Below are 18716 nucleotides of genomic sequence, written 5' to 3' on the forward strand. Positions count from 1 at the left end.
GCGTTTATTAATGCTGCATTAACCGAATACAGCCATGCAAGGAAACTATACGGAATTATTGATATCTTGAGGATAAGATATTATTTAGCCAACAGATTTTTCGTACGAAATGATGAAAAAAAGCATCTTTACTATTACCCTGTCTTTCCTGGGACTGGCGCAGGTTTATGCCCAGGAGCCGGTGTTCAGGCGGGCGGATCTGCCCAATGAAACAAGGGTTCAGGACCTGTTAAAAACCCTGACCCTGCAGGAAAAGATCTCTTTACTGGGCTATAACAGCCCGGCGATAGAGCGCCTGCAAATTCCTGCCTATAACTGGTGGAATGAAGCCCTGCACGGCATTGCCCGTGGTGGTGAATCTACCGTGTATCCGCAGGCGATAGGTTTATCGGCCACCTTTGATCCGCAGCTGGCAAAGGCCGTTTCCGGTACTATTTCCACGGAGGCCCGCGCCAAATACAACCTGGCAGTAGCACAGGGCAGGCATGTACAATACATGGGGCTTAATTTCTGGACCCCGAATATCAATATCTTCCGTGACCCACGCTGGGGCAGGGGACAGGAAACCTATGGGGAAGATCCCTACCTGACAGCTACCATGGCTGGTTCCTTCGTCAATGGCTTACAGGGAGATGATCCGCAGCACCTGAAAACAGCTGCCTGCGCGAAACACTTCGCAGTGCATAGCGGCCCTGAGGCCGACCGTCACCAATTCAATGCCATCGTAGACGAGAAAGACCTTCGTGAAACCTATCTCTACGCCTTCAAAAAATTGGTAGACGGCAATGTGGAATCTATCATGTGTGCCTATAACCGCGTTAACAGTCAGCCATGCTGCACCGGCAACACACTCCTGCAGGATATCCTGCGCAGAGAATGGAGATTTACCGGGCAGGTAGTGACCGACTGCTGGGCCTTGGAAGATATCTGGACACGACATAAAACGATTCCTACAAGAGTAGAAGTGGCAGCAGCAGCTATTAAGGCAGGTGTAAACCTCGACTGCGCCAACATCCTCCAGGATGATGTACAGAAAGCTATGGATAATGGCTGGCTGACAATGGCAGATGTAGACAGCGCACTGATACATTCGCTACGTACACAAATGAAGCTGGGACTGTACAACGATGCCGCGCACCGCCCATATGCAGGCTATGGTGCAGACAGCGTCAATAACAACTGGCATAAAGAACTGGCGCGCCAGGCAGCCCGCGAAAGCATGGTACTGCTGAAAAATGACGGCGTATTGCCACTGAATAAGGAGAAATTATCCTCCATGCTGGTTACCGGTTCCAACTCCGCTTCACTGGAAGCCCTCATGGGCAACTATCATGGACTCTCCGGTGATATGGTCACCTTCGTAGAAGGACTGACCAAAGCTGCCGGTGCAGGCATGGCCGTGCAATACGACCAGGGCTGCGACTTCACCGATACCCTTCATTTTGGAGGCATCTGGGCTTCTGAAAACTGCGACGTAACCGTGGCTGTTATCGGCCTGACCGCTTTGCAGGAAGGTGAAGACGGTGATGCATTCCTCGCTGCACATGGTGGCGATAAAAATTCATTGAGTCTGCCCCGCAGCCAGGTGATATTCATGCAGAAACTCCGTGCGGCACATAAGAAGCCTATCATCGCCGTAATTACCTCCGGTAGCGCCGTAGATGTGGCCGAAATTGCTCCCTATGCGGATGCCGTTATCATGGCCTGGTACCCGGGTGAGCAGGGAGGCAACGCACTCGCGGATATCATCTTCGGAAAATATTCCCCTTCCGGCAAACTCCCGCTGACATTCTACAAATCTATCAGCGATTTACCGGACTATAAGGATTACAGCATGAAAAACCGTACCTACCGCTATTTCAAAGGGCAAACAGCGTGGCCTTTTGGCTTCGGTATGAGTTATGCCAGCTTTGACTATTCCTGGAAACAGGAGCCAGTGGCTAATTATAAAGCCGGTGATACCATCCGTGTAGCCGTCAACGTAAGCAATAGCAGCCAGATAGCGGCTGATGAAGTAGTACAGGCTTATATCAGCTATCCTGCTGTAGACCGTATGCCGGTAAAAGAACTGAAAGCCTTTGCACGTGTTCGCACGGATAAAGGTGGCAGCAAAGTAGCTGAACTGAGTATCCCTGTAAGTGAATTGCAGAAATGGGATATGCAGCAACGCCAGTGGAAGCTCTATAAAGGCAACTATACCATTCATGTAGGACCGGATTCAGAACATTTCAAACTGTCGAAACCGTTCAACATAAAAGGTTAAGGATTTGTGGCGGGAATGATTATCTTATAGAAAATATTCCCGCCCATGCCCTTTTCACTATCCTTCAGACATTTGTTTGTATGCTGTCTGCTACCCCTGGCAGTAAGTTCACAGAACGTTCGCGTAGTCACCAATCATGTAGGCTACGAAACCACCCAACAGAAATCAGCGATGCTGGTTTCAGACCGGCCGGTTAAGCCTTCCGGCTGGACACTGATAGATGATGCCACCAACCAGGTTAGTGCCAGTGGCCAGCTGGCCGACAAGGGCACCGTCGATAAATGGCGAAACCTTTATTTCTGGCGCATCGATTTCTCCTCTTTTACCACTCCCGGAAAATACAGGCTGGTAGTAGCATTGCCCGATCATCAATACAGTTCCTATGCCTTTAGTGTAGGCGCGCACGTACTGGAGCGTCAGACGATCTCCGATGTTATATACTATTTCAAAGGACAGCGTAGCTCCGGGCTGCTGGACCAGGCAGACCGCCACACCGGCCTGCTCGGAACCAAAGATACCATTGATGCCCATGGCGGCTGGTACGATGCTACCGGTGATTATGGTAAACATCTTTCTCACCTGTCTTTCTCTACTTACTTCAATCCGCAACAGATATCACTCACGGTTTGGAGTCTGATCAATACCTACGACCTGCTCACCCATAAGCCGGGAACAGATTACAGGCAGTTTAACCGTCGTCTGCTGGACGAAGCCATGTATGGTGCGGATTATCTTACGCGTATGCAGGCGAAAAATGGTTCCTTTTACAGAAGTGTGAGTGCACCAGGGCCAGGAAAGCGTGCCGTAGACAGGATCGTGCGGCCCGAAGAGAAAAATTACAAAATCAAGGTTAGTAAAGACCAGACAGCTTTTACCACTGGTAAGGATGATAACAGCTGGCAGAGTTTTCAGGCGAGTTACCGCTCTGGTGGCGGTATTGCCATTGCTGCCCTGGCGAAGGCCTCTATGTATGATACCAGTGGAGAATATAGTAATAAGGCCTATTTACAGGCCGCCATCCGTGCATTTAACTACCTGGAAGCACATAATAAAGAGATGACCAATGATGGCAAAGAGAATATTGTAGATGATTATTGCGCATTGTCTGCCGCCGCAGGCTTACTGGAAGCTACCGGTGATGTGCGTTATAAAGCTGCCGCAGAAAAGCGCGCAAACAGTTTGCTGTCAAGGCTTTCCAGCTGGGGTAGGTATCGCGGCTACTGGCGCGCAGATGATAGGGACAGGCCCTTTTTCCATCCCAGCGATGCAGGATTGCCTGTGGTGGCCTTGCTGAAGTATTATCCCTATGCAGATGTTAAAACGCAGACGGCTATACGAAATGGCATAGCAGCCTCTCTGCGTTTTGAGCTGGCTGTAACCAATGAAGTCAATAACCCGTTTGGATATAGCCGGCAGCTGGTGCAGGATACACTGGGTAACAGGAGAAGCAGTTTCTTTTTTCCGCATGGTAGCGAGGCAGCGCCCTGGTGGCAGGGAGAAAATGCCAGGCTAGGCTCGCTTGCTACGGCAGCACGTATGGCAGCGCGGTTATTTGCAGCAGATAAACCATTCGCTGATAGTCTGCGCAATTTTGCCGGTGACCAGCTGAACTGGATACTGGGGTTGAATCCCTATGATGCCTGCATGTTACAGGGGACAGGGCATAATAACCCTGCCTACGGCTTCTTTGGTACATTTGAATATACCAATGCACCTGGCGGTATCGTGAATGGTATTACTTCCGGTTTTGAAGACGAAAATGATATCGCTTTTAATATCCCTTATGCGGTTACCGGCAAGGATGCCGACTGGCGCTGGGCCGAACAGTGGCTGCCCCATACTGCATGGTACCTCTGGGCAGTGGCGATGGGAGAATAAACTATTGTGAAAATCCTTCCTCCTGGTTAATCAGGTTTTCCTCGAGATAGGCGGCGTCTCCCCGCAGGAAAGCCTGCAGGCAGGTGAGTGCGAATGGTGATTCTACACCATCCATTTGCGTAGCGAATCTGGGATTAAGGACATCCTTTTTCTTAAAAAAGCCTTTGCGTTCCATTTTAGGCCGCATATACCCAACGCCTACACGCCCGTATAAGCAGCCGGAGATGCAAAGCATTTCGTTTTCTCCGAGGTTGTTCCGGCGGTTTATCTCGTAAAAATAAAATGGGTTCTCAGGGCTGTCGCCGGAGGCTTCTATCTGGCTATACAGCTCTTCCCAATCGATCGCCTGGTATAAAGCAAGTGCTTTTTCATTATTGCAATCAGGATAGGCGTCGGGGTGCCGGGTAAACGGAGACTGTACTTTGATTTCGTACATAATAGTGATTTTTTCAGGAATATGGGTTAGTGTAAATACAGTACATTTTATTATTCTGCCGACCAAACGGCCAGTTCATAACCATCGGGGTCTGCAAAGTGAAAACGACTTCCGCCGGGAAATTTGAAAACATCTTTTACAATAGTGCCACCAGCAGCGATCACCTTCTTTTTAGTAGCTTTCAGGTCGGTGGAATAAAGGATGACAAGCACAGTACCATTTACTGGTTTGCCTTGCGCGAAGCCGCCATCTACATAGTCACCCTCAAATCCAATGTATCCGGGGCCGTAGCTGGTGAACTCCCAACCAAAACTGCTGGAATAAAATGCGGCGGCACGGTCAAGGTTTTCAGAAAGAAATTCGATGTACTGTACCTGCTCGTTTTTGTATTTACTTTTGGATGAAGTGGTTGACATAAAACATGGTTTCTGTGAAGATATCATTTTTACGGATCTTCCTGAAATCCAAAAAAATCTAAAAGTTGTTTGACTGGCGGTAGTTTACCGCGCGCAGCGCGGAACACACCAACCGATACCGAAGGTATCGGTTGGGAATTCATCAAACATAATCTTTAATGCAATTGCTTCTCAGAAATCCTCTTCTATTATACAAATGCAATTATTCTGCTTTCAGACTTTTTGCCGGATCAGCGATAGAAGCTTTGATAGATTGGAAGGAGATAGTAGCCATGGTAATAATCAGCGCAGTGAGGCCTGCAACAATGAATACCATTGGCCCTATGCTGATGTGGTAAGGGAAACGCAGCAACCAGTGACTCATCAGCCACCACGATACAGGGAAGGAGATTAGTATGCTGAGCAATATCAGTTTAAGGAAATCTACCGATAGCATAGTGGTGATGCCAAAGGAACTTGCGCCCAGCACCTTGCGGATACCTATTTCCCTGGTACGGCGTTCAGCAGTATAGGCAGATAAACCGAAGAGGCCGAGGCAGCTGATCAGGATCGCGATGGTGGCGAAAATGCGGCTGAGTTTCTGTAGCATAATTTCCGTATTGAACATGGCATTAAACTGATCATTTGTAAAGCTATACCGGAAAGGATATGCCGGATTGTGGGTAGTAATGACCGTTCCTATTTTTTTGAGTGCAGACTCCAGGTCATTTACCGGCAAGAGTTTCAGGTAGATCCTGTTGGCTTCGGAAGGGAAATTGAAGAATACGACCGGGTCCGGATTGCCGTACACATCGCCATAAACATAATCTTTAACGACACCGGCTACACGTAAATTCATTTGAGCTTTACCTTCTCCTATGAACAGATTTTTCCCTACTACACTACCGCTTCCCATCTGTTTCGCCATTGCCTCATTGATGATGACGTTGGTACTATCTGTACCTTCCGCAAGGAAATTATTGCCGTCGATGATTTTCATGCCTGCAGTAGCAATGAAATCCTTATTAATACAACGGATGGAAGTAATAGTTCTGTTGGTGGTTGGTTTTCCTTCCCAGTAGAATTCATCTGTATTATTGCCACCATTAAGTGGGTTGTAATCAGCCAGGGCAACGCTTTTCACCACGCCGGTATTCAGCAGGTCCTGACGGATCACATCGAATTGTTTTACGTCTTCTTTTTCGACGGTGATAGACATCAGTTGCTCCATGTTTAATCCGATATCCCTTGTTTTAGCATGTTTTATTTGCTGGTAGATGATGATAGTGGCAATGATCAGTGATATGGAAATGGTGAACTGTGTAACCACCAGGCCTTTTCGTATGAACGTAGCACCGGCTGTATTGACCTTTGATCCTTTCAGGATGGCTAATGGCTGAAACCCTGACAGGTAAAGGGCCGGATAGCTGCCAGCCAGTAAACCCGATACCAGGATAATAGCCGTAAAGATCAGCAGATGTTGAGGTTGCAGCAAATTAAGCAACAGCGTTTTTCCCACCAATGCGTTGAATGCCGGCAGTACCAGTGCGATAATGCATATGGCAATGATACCTGCCAGTGCAGCCTGTAACAGCGATTCAATGAGGAATTGTACCACCAGTTTGCCTTTGGGGGCGCCTAAAGCTTTGCGCACGCCCACTTCTTTGGAGCGCTGTTCACTTCGGGCAGTGGCCATATTCATGAAGTTGATGCAGGCGATGAGCAGAATAATACCAGCGATGATACTCAGCAGCTGTACGAACTCTATGGTGCCACCTGTCTGTTTACCATTTTTAAAAACGTTGCGCAGGTGCCAGTCGTTCGCATTGAGCAGTACCGTACTGTTGATACTGTTAGGCATTTTGCTGCGCATGATGGCTGACAAGCCATCGTTAATTTTATTAAGATCTGCACCAGGTGTGGTTTGCAGGTATGTTTCGAGTCCGCAGTTAGTCCAGCTGCTCAGGTACTGCTGGGGGTTGGGGTAAAAGTTTTCCAATGGGGCGAGCCATTCATATTTTACAGTGGCATTATCCGGGAGATCATTGACCAGACCAGAAATCGTATAGGTGGTGGCGTTATTCACCAGGATGGTTTTTCCCAGCACATTTTGTTTTGTATGGAAGAATTTCTCTGCGGTACGGGGAGTGATAACAAGGCTGTTGGGCTGACTGAAAGCCGTTTGTGGATTGCCTTCCAGGAAGTGGCACTGGAATATGGAGAAGAAGGTATTGTCTACATATTTGCCATTGGCATATGTGGGTTTGTTCTGAAAGTTGAAGAGTGCCTGCACCTGGTCTTCCGTGCTGCGGCAATAGGAAACGATGCCGGGAATAGTGGCGAGGGCGGTTGCGCCCAGTGGGCCGGGAGTGGAGGTAAAGGTGCGCAGGCTGTTGTTCTGGTTCCAGTTGAGTTCTATCTGCTGGATATTTTCCTTATGTGTAATGTTGGCGTTATAGGTCAGTTCATTTTCCACCCAGAGTAGAATAAGTCCGGCGCAAACGATACCGATACTTAGTCCGAAGATATTCAGCAGGCTGAAAGTTTTATGTTTCAGCAGATTACGCAGTGCTGTTTTCAGGTAGTTCTTAAGCATAATACAAATATTGTAACGAATAGGAAACTAACAATATGCCATAGTGTGAAAGTACTGAAAACAGGGCGTTTACGGTATCTGAGCATAAAAAAAGCGTCCACTTCCGGACATATTTGTCGCAAAAGTGGACGCTTGATATTGTAAGACAATAGTTAGTGTAGTACAACGTTATTGCCGGCAGATTGTATGGTTCCCGACTTAATAAACCTTCTGCCGATGAGGAGGGCTGCCAGTGCTGTGATGCCGCATGCCGCCAGTGTGATGGCCATTGGCATGGCATCCGGCGTTTTTACAGCACTTACGGCTGCGGAAGTGATGGCGCCAATACCCAGTTGCAGTGCACCCATGACGGCAGATGCACTACCTGCATTTTTGGAAAACGGCGCCAGGCAAAGGGCGGCAGTATTGGGATTGACAAATCCAAGGCAGCAGAGATATCCAAACAGCAATACAATGAGTACCGGCAGCGTAAGCAGGTGCAGCATGGCTGTTGCCGCGATCAGGATACCGAATACAGACTGGAAGGTCAGTGCATAGGGGAGTATCTGTGTACTTTGGAACCTGCGGAGCAAAATACTGTTTACCTGACTGCAGCCGATAAAACCTACGGAAAGCCCGGCGAAAATCCAGCCGTACACTTTGGCGCTTACACTGAATAGTTCCATGAATACTTTCGGAGAGCCGGAAACGTAGGCGAATATGCCGGCAAAGCTGCAGGCGCCTGCGAGGGCGTAAGTAGTAAACTGTGCATTCCCCAGTACCGCGAGGAAGTTGGTGATGATGGGCCTGGGTTTCAGGGAGATGCTGTGATCGGGCTGGTAGCTTTCCGGGAGCCATAACAGGCTGGAAACCAGTATCAATATGCCCAATACTGTCAGTATCAGGAATACGGTATGCCAGCCAAAAGCAGCAGTGATATAGCCGCCAACAGCGGGAGCTACCATGGGAGAGGCACCCACTACCAGCATTAACAGGGCAAATACCCTGGCGTTGTCCTGCACGGGAAATATATCTCTTACCATGGCTACAGCGGCTACTGTGGCCGCGCAGCTACCGATGGCCTGAAAAAACCTAAGAATAATAAGGCTTTGAATCGAATGGCTGTAGATGCAGCCGATGGAGGCAGCAATGTAAAGAATCAGTCCGGCATACAGCGGGCGTTTACGGCCATATCGGTCCAGTAGTGGGCCGTAGAGCAGCTGTCCGGCGGATATGCCAATGAAGAAGCTGGTGAGAGAAAAGCCAATCGTAGTGACGTCGGTGCCAAAATCTTTTGCTATGGCCGGGAATCCCGGGAGGTACATGTCTATGGAAAATGGTCCGAGCGCTGTCAGTGCTCCTAAAATTAAAATCAAAAAAAAGAACCGCGAGGGCGATATCGTTGTTGTAGTCAATGGGTATTTGTTTTTATGGTTTTCGCTTAACGTGCCAAAGATAGTATAGAAATGCCCAGTGTCCATGCCCGGGAGCTATTGATAATAATTATACAATGATATATACACTTTATAACTATCGATAAATTATATTTTTTTGTTTTATGTGTGCTTGCAGAAAGAGTGGGGTAGCAATTGTCTAACGTTAATGTATATACGAATTTTATTTTCTCTCGCTGTGATTTTATTTTTTTTGTAGATATATTTTTTGGTTATATCATTGGGGTGAAATTTTGTAGCCCGTAAAAACAGAAAAGTAATGAACACGGTAACCTATCTCCGCACCAACAATGAACAACGGGACTTTGAATCATTGACCAGCGCACTGGATGATGATCTTCGTGACCGCTACCATGAGTTGCAGGAACTTTATGATGAGCACAACGTAATTGATGCCATTGAAACGGTATTGATTGCGTATGCAGCCGGAGCGGCTGTAGGGTGTGCCTGTTTCCGTGAGTTCAATGATCATACGATAGAAATCAAGCGTATGTTTGTAATGCCTGACCTTCGCGGACAGGGTATTGCAATGGGCATTTTACAGGAGCTGGAAAACTGGGCAAGAGAATTGAATTACGGATATGCCATCCTGGAAACAGGCAAGCGTCAGCCGGAAGCCATCAGTTTGTACCAGAAGAGCGGATATACGATCATGGATAATTATGGTCAGTATATCGGGATGGACAACAGTATTTGTATGCGTAAGCGATTAGGTTAGTATCGCTGATCACCGTCATTGTTCGATCATGAAAAAAATACTAAACTGCTTCTACCTGGTAGGAGCAGTTTTTTTTATGTGCATAAAAAAGAGGCCGCTCCATTACGGAGACGACCTCTTTGCCTTTCACACCTGTTCTTCATAAGCAAAACCTACATATCCTGAGGGACTTGTTCTCTTTTCATAGCACCTGTGCTTTCCATCCGCTGATGCCAGCTCAGTGCCTCCTGTAGCAGATGTGGCGTGTGTCCGCCTTTTTTGCATGCTGCCAGGAAATAATCATTTAATTCATCTCTGTAAGCAGGATCAGCACAGTTGCTGATAATTAGTTTAGCTCTTTCGCGTGGCGCGAGTCCGCGCAGATCCGCGAGTCCGAAATCAGTGACGAGGATATCGACATCATGTTCACTGTTATCGACGTGCGAAGCCATTGGTACAATGTGGGAGATGGCACCTGCCTTGGAGGATCCCTGTGTCACGAATACGCTCATATAGGCGTTGCGTGCAAAGTCGTTGGAACCACCGATGCCATTCATCATCTTCGTACCTGCGATATGCGTAGAGTTTACGTTGCCGTAAATATCAAATTCTATGGCAGTATTGATACTGATAACACCCAGTCTGCGTATTACTTCCGCGGCATTGCTGATATCCTGCGGACGCAGTACGATATTGGGTTTGTACCTTTCGATATCGTTCATCAGCCTGTTGTAGCAGGGCTGTGATACGGTGATGCTACTCGCGGATGCAAAATCCATTTTTCCGGCATCTATTAAACTGAAAGTACTGTCCTGCAGTACTTCAGAGTACATGGTCAGGTTATGGAAGTTGCCGTCTATAAAGCCTTCCAGCACTGCGTTGGCTACTTTTCCTATGCCTGATTGCAAAGGACGCAGGGAAGGAGTGAGCCGGCCTCTTTTTATTTCATGTTCGAAAAACTGTAGCAGATGCCCGGCAATGGCGCGTGTTTTATCATCGCGCTCATTGATTTGTGCCGGACTATCGGTTGTTTCAGTTATAACGATTGCAATAATTTTTTCAGGATCTACCGGTATGGAAGTACGTCCGATACGGGTACCTGCACTGGTGATAGGGATGATTTTTCTGTCGGGCCAGGTGCCGGCGGAGAAAATATCATGCACGCCATGCAGTGTCAGTGGTACAGAAATATTGATCTCTACAATGATCCTGGATGCTGCCGCAGCAAAGCTGGCGGTATTACCTACGGAAGTTGTCGGAACGATGCTGCCATCTTCTTCTATCATCAGTGCTTCAATGACTGCGATATCGGGTGTGATGATGCCTTCGTTGATTAACTCGGCACTTTCTCCGAGGTGTTGATCCATAAATAAAACATCACCGCTGTTGATGTTACTGCGCAATACAGGATCTACCTGGAAGGGCATGCGTTTTTTCAAGGCGTGGGCTTCTGCCAGTAGTCCGTCTGTGCCGTGGCCGAGAGATGCGCCGGTGAGCAGCGTGATCTTCATCGGGTGGTCCTGTACATGAGCAGCCAGCGCTTTCAGTACGGCCTTACTGTCGCCCGCTTTGGTAAAACCACTGCTGGCAACTACCATACCGTCCTTAATAAAAGAGGCGGCATCGGCTGCACTGGTGATCTTTCCCTGCAGGCCAGATCTCTTTATTCTATCTTCGTACATTGTTTTGATGATGGTTAATTGCATTTTTAATGCAGCCCTAAAATTACGATCTTACCAGGTGGCTCAAAGACGATAAAGGGTCAAAATGTTGCTTAAACCGGCCAGAAATCTCCTGAGATTGTCAGCCAACCATTTCCCCGCCTTTTTGTTATAACATACCTGGTAATCATCTTCCTAAAATCATCTGAAAAATGAAAAAAATCCTTCTGCTCGCTGCCACAGCAAGCCTGCTGGCCATTGGCGAAACCAAAGCACAAAACATCCTGGACGCAGCCAAAAAAGCCACCGGCACCACATCTTCCACGGGAAACCTTTCTAACCTCACCAGCGGTATCATGGGCCAACTGACTCCATCTTTAGGACTGAACAACACCCAACAACCAAAAGTGACAGACCTGGTATCCGGATTTCTGAAACAAAAAGCAGGGATCATGCCGTTGCAGCAAACTAACCCTACTGAATACACGTCGAAATTCAAAGGATTGCAGGGCGGACTGTTTAGTAAATTAAAAGGGGTATTCACCGCAGCACAGTATGCAAAGTTCCTGGGACTCAAACCTAAAGCTAGCGATGCTACCAACGTATTGTCACAGCTGTTTTTCTGATAACTGACTTTTAATTTTTTATGGCGTTTATACTAAACCGATAAAACGGTGATGTATAAACGTCCTTTTATTTTTTAATACGCCACTGCTTTGCAGGAACACGGGAAAATGATATCTTCGCGCGCTCGTAACCTGCACTATGCCAAAGAAAAAAAGTAAGAGTAGCAATAGTAGTCCATTTGTCATCATACTGGCTGTCGTAGCCGTTTTGGTGACATACTGCACCCGTAAGTTTACTTCGGAAAAAGAGAAAGATATTCCTAAGAAAACTGCACACAAGAAAACTTCCACCGCAAAGAAGAAACCGCCTTTACTTTATGAAGACTTTGAAACTGATGGTCCTGTAAAGGAAAATTACAACACGGAAACCATTACGCTTTCTTCAGGTAGCTGGACGCTGAAAGACGCCGTGATAGGGGCGAAAGACGAAGACCATAAGCAAGGCAGCCAGGCACTTCGTATACGCGGCGGCGGTAGTGCCACCATGAATTTTGATGTGAATGTCAGTGGTACGGTAACGGTTACACTGAAGCATGCGGCCTATGGCACTGATGCCGGCGGTAACTGGGAGCTCTGGGCCTCTGTCAACAAAGGACAACGTTTCCTCCAGGTAGGTAATGCGGTGAAAACCAGTTCTCCTACGCTGCAGACATCTACCTTTACCATCTCCACAGAAAAAACAGTACGTCTCCAGATTAGAAATCCGGACAAAGATAATGGCCGTATCAATTTCGATGCGCTCACAGTTGTATTCAGCAGCAATGCCACCACATCGCCGGATGCCGGTAGTGGCAGCAAAGGTGCTTCCACCGGTAATGAGGTAGCTGGAGATAATGACAATATCCTCCTGGGTAACCCAAGTAATGCACAAGCTGCGCTGGTGATGCCAGACAACTACCTGATGGATAAAGGCTACTACAAATTATCGTATAACCGTGAACGTGGTGGTCCTAACTGGGTGAGCTGGCATGTGGGTTCTGATGATCTGGGGCCGATGTCCAGGGCGAACGATTTCCGCCCGGATGCAGATATGCCTGATAACTGGTACCAGGTGACACAGTCGAGCTACATTGGTAGTGGGTTCGACAGGGGGCATAACTGCCCTTCCGGCGACAGGACGTTCTCCCGCGACGCCAACGAGGCCACCTTCCTGATGACGAATATGATCCCGCAGGCGCCGATGCATAACCAGCATCTCTGGGCTAACCTGGAAAACTATACCCGCAGCCTCGTAAAAGACGGTAATGAAGTATACATTATCATGGGTAGCTACGGCTCCGGTGGTATGGGCTCCAAAGGACTGCGCAAGAAAATTGACCGCGACAATATCACCGTGCCGGACCATATCTGGAAAGTGATTGTGGTGATACCGGAAGGTAATAATGACCTGAAACGTATCAATAAAAATACCCGCATTATTGCCGTGAATACGCCTAATAAAAACGATGTAAGTCCTAAGTGGAACGCTTATCTTACCTCTGTAGACGAAATTGAGAAAGCCACCAACCTCAAGCTCCTGAGTAAACTGCCGGAATCTGTCAGAGCAGAGCTGGTAAAAAAAATCGACTCGGGAGACTGATAAGTATTATTTTCGGGTATGCGGCAGCTGGTAGAAAAACTGGCTGCCGCTTATCAAAAAGGAAATAATATGTTGAAAGATAAGATCAGGCAGCTGGCCAGAGAGCTGCAACCTTCTACCATCGCTAATCGCAGGCACCTGCATACCTACCCCGAATTATCTTACAAGGAATATAATACCGCAAAATTTATTGAAGCGCAGCTTGATGCCTACGGCATCCGTCATGAGCGGATGGCAGATACCGGCGTTGTAGCACTGCTGAAGGGAGAAAAAGCGGATTCAAATGCTGTTATCGCCCTTCGGGCAGATATAGATGCACTACCGATTCAGGAGCTGAACGAGGTGGGGTATAAGTCGGTAAACCCTGGCGTGATGCATGCCTGCGGCCATGATGTACATACTTCTTCCTTGCTGGCTACAGCAGGCATATTGCAACAGCTGAAGCCGGATTTCAGCGGTACCGTGAAGCTGATCTTTCAGCCGGCGGAGGAGCTGATCCCTGGCGGCGCCAGTATGATGATTAAAGAAGGGGTGCTGCAAAACCCTAAGCCGGACCATATTTTCGGACAGCATACCATGCCGGAGCTGGCAGCAGGGAAGGTAGGTTTCCGTGGCGGCAGGTATATGGCCAGCAATGATGAAATTTTTATCACGGTACATGGTAAAGGAGGACATGGCGCCATGCCTTACCTGGGCATCGATCCTGTTGTTATCGGCTGTCATATCATCACGGCATTGCAGCAGATCGTGAGCAGGAGAGCCAATCCGTTACTGCCTTCTGTTTTATCTTTTGGAAAGATGATCGCCAATGGTGCCACCAATGTGATACCAGACGAAGTGAAGATCGAAGGAACGTTTCGTAGTCTGGATGAAGGCTGGCGTAAGGCAGCACACGAAAAAATCCGTAAGATGGCGGAATCTATTGCAGAAGGGATGGAAGCCCGGTGTACGGTCGACATTCAGCAGGGCTATCCTGTGCTGATCAACGATGAAGTACTCACTACGGTGGCGAAGCAGCATGCGATCGATTTTCTGGGTGTCGAAAATGTGGTGGACCTGGATATCTGGATGGCTGCGGAAGATTTTGCGTATTACTCCCAATCTGCCGAGGCCTGCTTCTACCGGCTGGGCGTGCGGAATGAAGCACGGGGGATTGTATCGGGGTTACATACGGCTACCTTTGATGCAGATGAGGTTTCCCTGGAAACCGGCGCCGGCCTGATGACTTACCTGGCGCTGAAAACCCTGGGTAACTAACCAGGGTGCATATACGTTTTTTTTAATAACAGATTCGCATAATAAAAATATTTACTATAACTTTGCGGCCTCAAAGATTGTCCTATGAAAGCCCGCATTATATTAAGTGCCGCATTATTGTCGGCATTCCTCTTCGCCTGCAATAAGGAGGTGATAGTTGAGCCAGGTATCAATGGCCCTGTGTCTTCCGGTAATAACGGAAACAATGGAAACAACAATAACAACGGTAATAACGGAAATACCGGCAACACAGGAAACACGGGTAATACCGGCAATGCAGATATTACCGGTACCTGGAAACTGGTGTATGTCGGGTCAGAGAATGCCGTACAGACATCCTACGATTTTATGGGTACCATTGCTTCTTCTTCAGTAGTGATGAACTTTACAGATAACAGTACGGCTGCGGGCCTCTATACTTTTGCGGCTGGTCATGCGGTGAGTAAGGGCGTAACCTTCCGTATCAAAACTACATACACCACTACTATTATTACATCCGGTATTACCGGGCAGCCGATAAAATATGACCTGGATTACACGGTGCCGGCAGCGGATAGTGAGGCAGACTACCAGCTGATAGGGAAGGATTCTATCAGTGTATCGCTGATGATGCCGGACCTTTCCGGTATGGGCGCTGATATTACGATGCCAGGTGTAAGTACTTATGGTTATGTGATCAGTGGTGATACCCTTACCATGGAAGGAAGGCTGCAGCAGAAAGATGTAACAATTGACCTGCAGGGGCTGGAAGGAAAGGTGAACAGTAATACTTATCAGAAACTGAAACTGGTACGGGTGAAATAATAAGTTTTTTTAGATATTATAAAGGCTGGTCTCTCAACAGGGATCAGCTTTTTTGTTGGCATACCTGCCTGTAGCGTCCTCGTCCGGGAGGTAGCGGTGGCTTATTTTTGAAATTATTCTTTATCTTCGTAAGCACATGGATTTTTGTTAAGTACCGTTGTGTAATTTCCTTGTAAAACTGGCATTAGCCCCGCGCCTGACCCCTGCTAACCATCGTTAATGATTGAATGCGAACCCTCAAAAAAGTATCAGGAGATGAAAGAATATCTCATCCATAATAATACAAAGGCTGTATTAGCCATCACGAGAGACTGGAGTGTTATCTTCCTGGTTGCATGGCTGAATATCCGCTATCCATCCATTTATCTTTACCTGCCATCTGTCTGGCTGATTGGTGCCTTTCAGTTTGCCATCGGTGAATCGCTGCTGCATGAAGCCTCCCATCATAACCTTTTCCGGCAAAAACGGCTGAACTATTATCTGGAATTTTTATATGCCCTGCCTTTTTTCAAAACTGTAGAACAGTTCCGGCATGAACACCTGGTACATCACAGCAGGCTGGGGAAAATGGAGGACCACCTGGTGGAGGATTATCGTAAGATGGGTTTATTCAATCCACGGTACCATTTTGCCTATATATGGTTCATTAAACCGTTGATCGGGCTGCCGGGCATACATTATATCCGTACCATCAGTTTAAGGCCTTTTAAAAGCGGCTGGAAGATTATCGCATTCTGGGCAGTCGTGGTGGCTTTGTTTGCTATCAGTGGTAAGTTGCTCTGGCTGGTGAAGTTCTGGCTGTTTCCCCTGTACTGGAGCGGTGCTGCTTATTTGTACTGGTCAGAGATTTCCGATCATTTTCATACGGTATCGGGTACCCGCACCAATATCAATGCATTCACCAACATGGTCACGCACAATAACGGTTATCACTATATTCATCATAAATACCCCACCATACCCTGGTTCCGCTTACCGGAGGCTTATGTAAAGCTGGCGCCTATCCAGAGTGATATTACCACCGGATTTTTTGAAACCTACCGGCAGATCGTCCGGAACAAATCTGCCCATATTCCCAATTACTTCAGCGAAAATCTGCAGGTATCGGAAGGATAACTTATTTCTACTCCGGCCAGGTACCGCTTATGTGTATACGAAAATTTTCCGGTATGGCAGCTGGTTTTCCTGTTTTTGAAGTGCTTTTAAATTTCTCTGTAATCCTTTGTGATGAAGGGTTTTAGAGAGAAGACGTACATCTTTTGCCTACTTTGTGATTGTTGTTCCCTTACAGCTGAAATTTTCCCGATTGCGTAAACAGCGGGAAAGAACTCCACGTACTTTTGCATTCCCTTACAGGAGAATAGTAATACTTAAAGTAGTTATTAATGGAAATACCAGCAGCGGGCGAATTGTGGGAGGGACTTTTGCAAGGCGATGAAGCCAGGTTTTTTGAATTATTCGATACCTGGTATCCGGGGCTGCTGGCTTATGGACTACGCATCACACAGGATAGAGAGCTGGTAAAAGACACGATCAACCAGACTTTTTTTTATTTCTGGGAGAAACGTGCCATACTCATAACTGTGGAGCACCCGGCAGCCTATACGTATACGTCCTTTCGCCGACGACTGATCAGTGCAGCCGCAAAAACAAATGCACTGCTGCAGTTTCCCGGCGACCTTGTCAATGAAGGGCTGGACCAGGTAGAAGCCTCCCATGAGCATTTGCTGATCAGTCAGATCAGGCTCCGGGAACTGGAAGAAATACTAAGCAGGGCTATCGGACGATTATCTGCCCGGAAACAGGAATTGATACGGATGAAGTATTATGAGGGATTAAGCTATAGTGAGATTGCAGACAAAACTAAACTGACAGAGCGAACGATATACAACAAAATTCATGAAGCCATAAAAACGCTCAGAGCCAACCTGACAGCGGATGGGCACTCAAAAGAAATCATCTCGGCGATACATCTTTTGTTACTGTAGAAAAAAAGTTGCAAACAGGCGGGTAAAAAATATAAGGTGCTGCTCTCTTATAATAAAGCACAGCGAAAATGCAGCCACCTTTAACGATAGTAAACCTCGCCACTGATGAGTCTTTCATCAATTATTGTCTGAACAGAAATACAGCAGATACTGCCCGCTGGAAACAATTTGCGGCAGATCATCCCGAACTCCGGCCAATGCTGGAGGAAGCCACTGTTTTTGTAATGGCATTGCACCATCATGGGCAGGTGGCCGAAAGTACCGTACAGAAAAAAAAGTTGCAGGAGCTGATGCGGCAAGGGCAGCATGATCCTTTACAGGTGCAGGTAGGTAGTAATAAATTACGACCACTGTTTATTCGTATAGCCGCAGCTGTTATATTAATGTTAATTGCTACCGGTACTTACTATCAATGGAATCTTTCCTATCCGACAAAGAAAATAATTGTCAGCACCCGCAAAGGGCAGCTGAAAAGATTTGTATTGCCTGATAGTTCGGTCGTGTGGCTGAATGCAGCTACTACCATACGTTTTAATGAGCCATTCGCGCGCAACAGGTCGCTTGAACTGTTGGATGGGGAAGCTTATTTCCAGGTAGTACATGACAGCAAACACCCTTTCTCTGTTATGACTGCTTCGGGAATGAAGGTTACTGACCTGGGAACAGCTTTTTCTGTAAAAAGCTATAACTCCTTTACTATGGAAAGAGTAGGCGTAATAGAAGGGGTGGTAACTGTCAGTAATAACAAATATAAAGCTGATAGTGTAAAAGCCGGACAGGCAACAATTTCGGATAAAACCACCGGTGCGCTTCGTATGGAAACATTTACAGCAGCAGATGGCAGGTGGATGAGCGGCACGGTAACGCTTACCAACGTCAGCTTTGAGGAACTTCGTCAGGACCTGGAGCGGTTATATAATATTCAGATAATTTTTGATACACCTGGCATAGCCAGCTGCCGGATTACTACCAGCTTTAGCAACATAGATCCGATTTCACAGATACTGGATGCATTACACATGATTTACGGTATTACTTACACGTATAACGGAAACGCCATACATATTAAAGGCCAGCCTTGTAAATAACAGAAAATAATATTT

Annotated in this window: 15 protein-coding genes; 10 read left to right on the top strand and 5 right to left on the bottom strand. The window is 47.2% G+C overall.

What is annotated here, in order from left to right; translation table 11 throughout:
* The first annotated feature begins 109 nt into the window (after positions 1-109).
* Entirely contained in the window at positions 110-2263 is a 2154-nt protein-coding gene (locus F3J22_RS12835; RefSeq protein ID WP_167017725.1) for a glycoside hydrolase family 3 N-terminal domain-containing protein, read from the top strand.
* A 45-nt stretch (positions 2264-2308) separates the two neighbouring features.
* The gene (locus tag F3J22_RS12840; protein WP_167017727.1) at positions 2309-4141 is read left to right on the top strand and encodes a glycoside hydrolase family 9 protein; all 1833 of its coding nucleotides are present in this window, start codon (positions 2309-2311) and stop codon (positions 4139-4141) included.
* A gap of 1 nt (position 4142) precedes the next feature.
* Here the strand turns inward: F3J22_RS12840 and F3J22_RS12845 are convergent, their stop codons facing one another.
* From F3J22_RS12845 to F3J22_RS12860, 4 genes are all read right to left on the bottom strand, one after another.
* Entirely contained in the window at positions 4143-4577 is a 435-nt protein-coding gene (locus F3J22_RS12845; RefSeq protein WP_167017729.1) for a hypothetical protein, read from the bottom strand.
* Between the two features lie 50 nt (positions 4578-4627).
* Positions 4628-4993, bottom strand: coding sequence for a VOC family protein (locus tag F3J22_RS12850; RefSeq protein ID WP_167017731.1), 366 nt, complete (start codon positions 4991-4993; stop codon positions 4628-4630).
* A 202-nt stretch (positions 4994-5195) separates the two neighbouring features.
* On the bottom strand, positions 5196-7568 hold the full coding sequence (locus F3J22_RS12855) for an ABC transporter permease (protein ID WP_167017733.1): 2373 nt from the start codon (positions 7566-7568) through the stop codon (positions 5196-5198).
* 152 nt (positions 7569-7720) lie between these two features.
* On the bottom strand, positions 7721-8962 hold the full coding sequence (locus F3J22_RS12860) for a multidrug effflux MFS transporter (RefSeq protein ID WP_255492060.1): 1242 nt from the start codon (positions 8960-8962) through the stop codon (positions 7721-7723).
* Positions 8963-9260: 298 nt separating this feature from the next.
* On the opposite strand from F3J22_RS12860, the gene F3J22_RS12865 reads away from it, so the two are divergent.
* Entirely contained in the window at positions 9261-9719 is a 459-nt protein-coding gene (locus F3J22_RS12865; RefSeq protein ID WP_167017736.1) for a GNAT family N-acetyltransferase, read from the top strand.
* A gap of 152 nt (positions 9720-9871) precedes the next feature.
* Here F3J22_RS12865 and F3J22_RS12870 read toward each other — a convergent pair whose 3' ends face one another.
* Positions 9872-11404: a succinate CoA transferase gene (locus tag F3J22_RS12870; RefSeq protein WP_205195200.1), complete on the bottom strand. Its 1533-nt coding sequence runs from the start codon at positions 11402-11404 to the stop codon at positions 9872-9874.
* A gap of 167 nt (positions 11405-11571) precedes the next feature.
* Here F3J22_RS12870 and F3J22_RS12875 point away from each other — a divergent pair, with 167 nt between their 5' ends.
* The 7 genes from F3J22_RS12875 to F3J22_RS12905 all read left to right on the top strand — a co-directional run bounded on the left by F3J22_RS12875 (position 11572) and on the right by F3J22_RS12905 (position 18701).
* Positions 11572-11985, top strand: a complete 414-nt coding sequence (locus F3J22_RS12875) for a hypothetical protein (protein ID WP_167017738.1) — start codon at positions 11572-11574, stop codon at positions 11983-11985.
* Positions 11986-12124: 139 nt separating this feature from the next.
* Complete coding sequence (locus F3J22_RS12880; RefSeq protein WP_167017740.1) at positions 12125-13564, top strand: DNA/RNA non-specific endonuclease; 1440 nt, start codon at positions 12125-12127, stop codon at positions 13562-13564.
* A gap of 18 nt (positions 13565-13582) precedes the next feature.
* Positions 13583-14821, top strand: coding sequence for a M20 family metallopeptidase (locus F3J22_RS12885; RefSeq protein ID WP_240155045.1), 1239 nt, complete (start codon positions 13583-13585; stop codon positions 14819-14821).
* 84 nt (positions 14822-14905) lie between these two features.
* Entirely contained in the window at positions 14906-15625 is a 720-nt protein-coding gene (locus F3J22_RS12890; RefSeq protein ID WP_167013033.1) for a hypothetical protein, read from the top strand.
* Positions 15626-15880: 255 nt separating this feature from the next.
* Positions 15881-16741 (top strand): fatty acid desaturase, encoded by an 861-nt coding sequence (locus F3J22_RS12895; RefSeq protein ID WP_167017742.1) that lies wholly within the window; start codon positions 15881-15883, stop codon positions 16739-16741.
* A 269-nt stretch (positions 16742-17010) separates the two neighbouring features.
* Complete coding sequence (locus tag F3J22_RS12900) at positions 17011-17613, top strand: RNA polymerase sigma factor (protein ID WP_167017744.1); 603 nt, start codon at positions 17011-17013, stop codon at positions 17611-17613.
* Between the two features lie 68 nt (positions 17614-17681).
* Positions 17682-18701 carry a FecR family protein gene (locus F3J22_RS12905; protein ID WP_167017746.1) on the top strand — a complete coding sequence of 340 codons (1020 nt, stop codon included), beginning with the start codon at positions 17682-17684 and terminating at the stop codon, positions 18699-18701.
* The last annotated feature ends 15 nt before the right edge of the window (positions 18702-18716 follow it).

Origin of the sequence: Chitinophaga sp. Cy-1792 (genome assembly GCF_011752935.1) — a bacterium.
In the GTDB taxonomy this organism is placed as follows: Bacteria; Bacteroidota; Bacteroidia; order Chitinophagales; family Chitinophagaceae; genus Chitinophaga.

Excerpts from the sequence above, each read along its gene's own strand:
- F3J22_RS12850 (WP_167017731.1), bottom strand. The coding sequence starts at position 4,993 with ATGTCAACCACTTCATCCAAAAGTAAATACAAAAACGAGCAGGTACAG.
- F3J22_RS12895 (WP_167017742.1), top strand. The coding sequence starts at position 15,881 with ATGAAAGAATATCTCATCCATAATAATACAAAGGCTGTATTAGCCATC.
- F3J22_RS12865 (WP_167017736.1), top strand. The coding sequence starts at position 9,261 with ATGAACACGGTAACCTATCTCCGCACCAACAATGAACAACGGGACTTT.
- F3J22_RS12890 (WP_167013033.1), top strand. The coding sequence starts at position 14,906 with ATGAAAGCCCGCATTATATTAAGTGCCGCATTATTGTCGGCATTCCTC.
- F3J22_RS12870 (WP_205195200.1), bottom strand. The coding sequence starts at position 11,404 with ATGCAATTAACCATCATCAAAACAATGTACGAAGATAGAATAAAGAGA.
- F3J22_RS12840 (WP_167017727.1), top strand. The coding sequence starts at position 2,309 with ATGCCCTTTTCACTATCCTTCAGACATTTGTTTGTATGCTGTCTGCTA.
- F3J22_RS12880 (WP_167017740.1), top strand. The coding sequence starts at position 12,125 with ATGCCAAAGAAAAAAAGTAAGAGTAGCAATAGTAGTCCATTTGTCATC.
- F3J22_RS12905 (WP_167017746.1), top strand. The coding sequence starts at position 17,682 with ATGCAGCCACCTTTAACGATAGTAAACCTCGCCACTGATGAGTCTTTC.
- F3J22_RS12835 (WP_167017725.1), top strand. The coding sequence starts at position 110 with ATGATGAAAAAAAGCATCTTTACTATTACCCTGTCTTTCCTGGGACTG.
- F3J22_RS12885 (WP_240155045.1), top strand. The coding sequence starts at position 13,583 with ATGCGGCAGCTGGTAGAAAAACTGGCTGCCGCTTATCAAAAAGGAAAT.
- F3J22_RS12845 (WP_167017729.1), bottom strand. The coding sequence starts at position 4,577 with ATGTACGAAATCAAAGTACAGTCTCCGTTTACCCGGCACCCCGACGCC.
- F3J22_RS12855 (WP_167017733.1), bottom strand. The coding sequence starts at position 7,568 with ATGCTTAAGAACTACCTGAAAACAGCACTGCGTAATCTGCTGAAACAT.
- F3J22_RS12875 (WP_167017738.1), top strand. The coding sequence starts at position 11,572 with ATGAAAAAAATCCTTCTGCTCGCTGCCACAGCAAGCCTGCTGGCCATT.
- F3J22_RS12900 (WP_167017744.1), top strand. The coding sequence starts at position 17,011 with ATGGAAATACCAGCAGCGGGCGAATTGTGGGAGGGACTTTTGCAAGGC.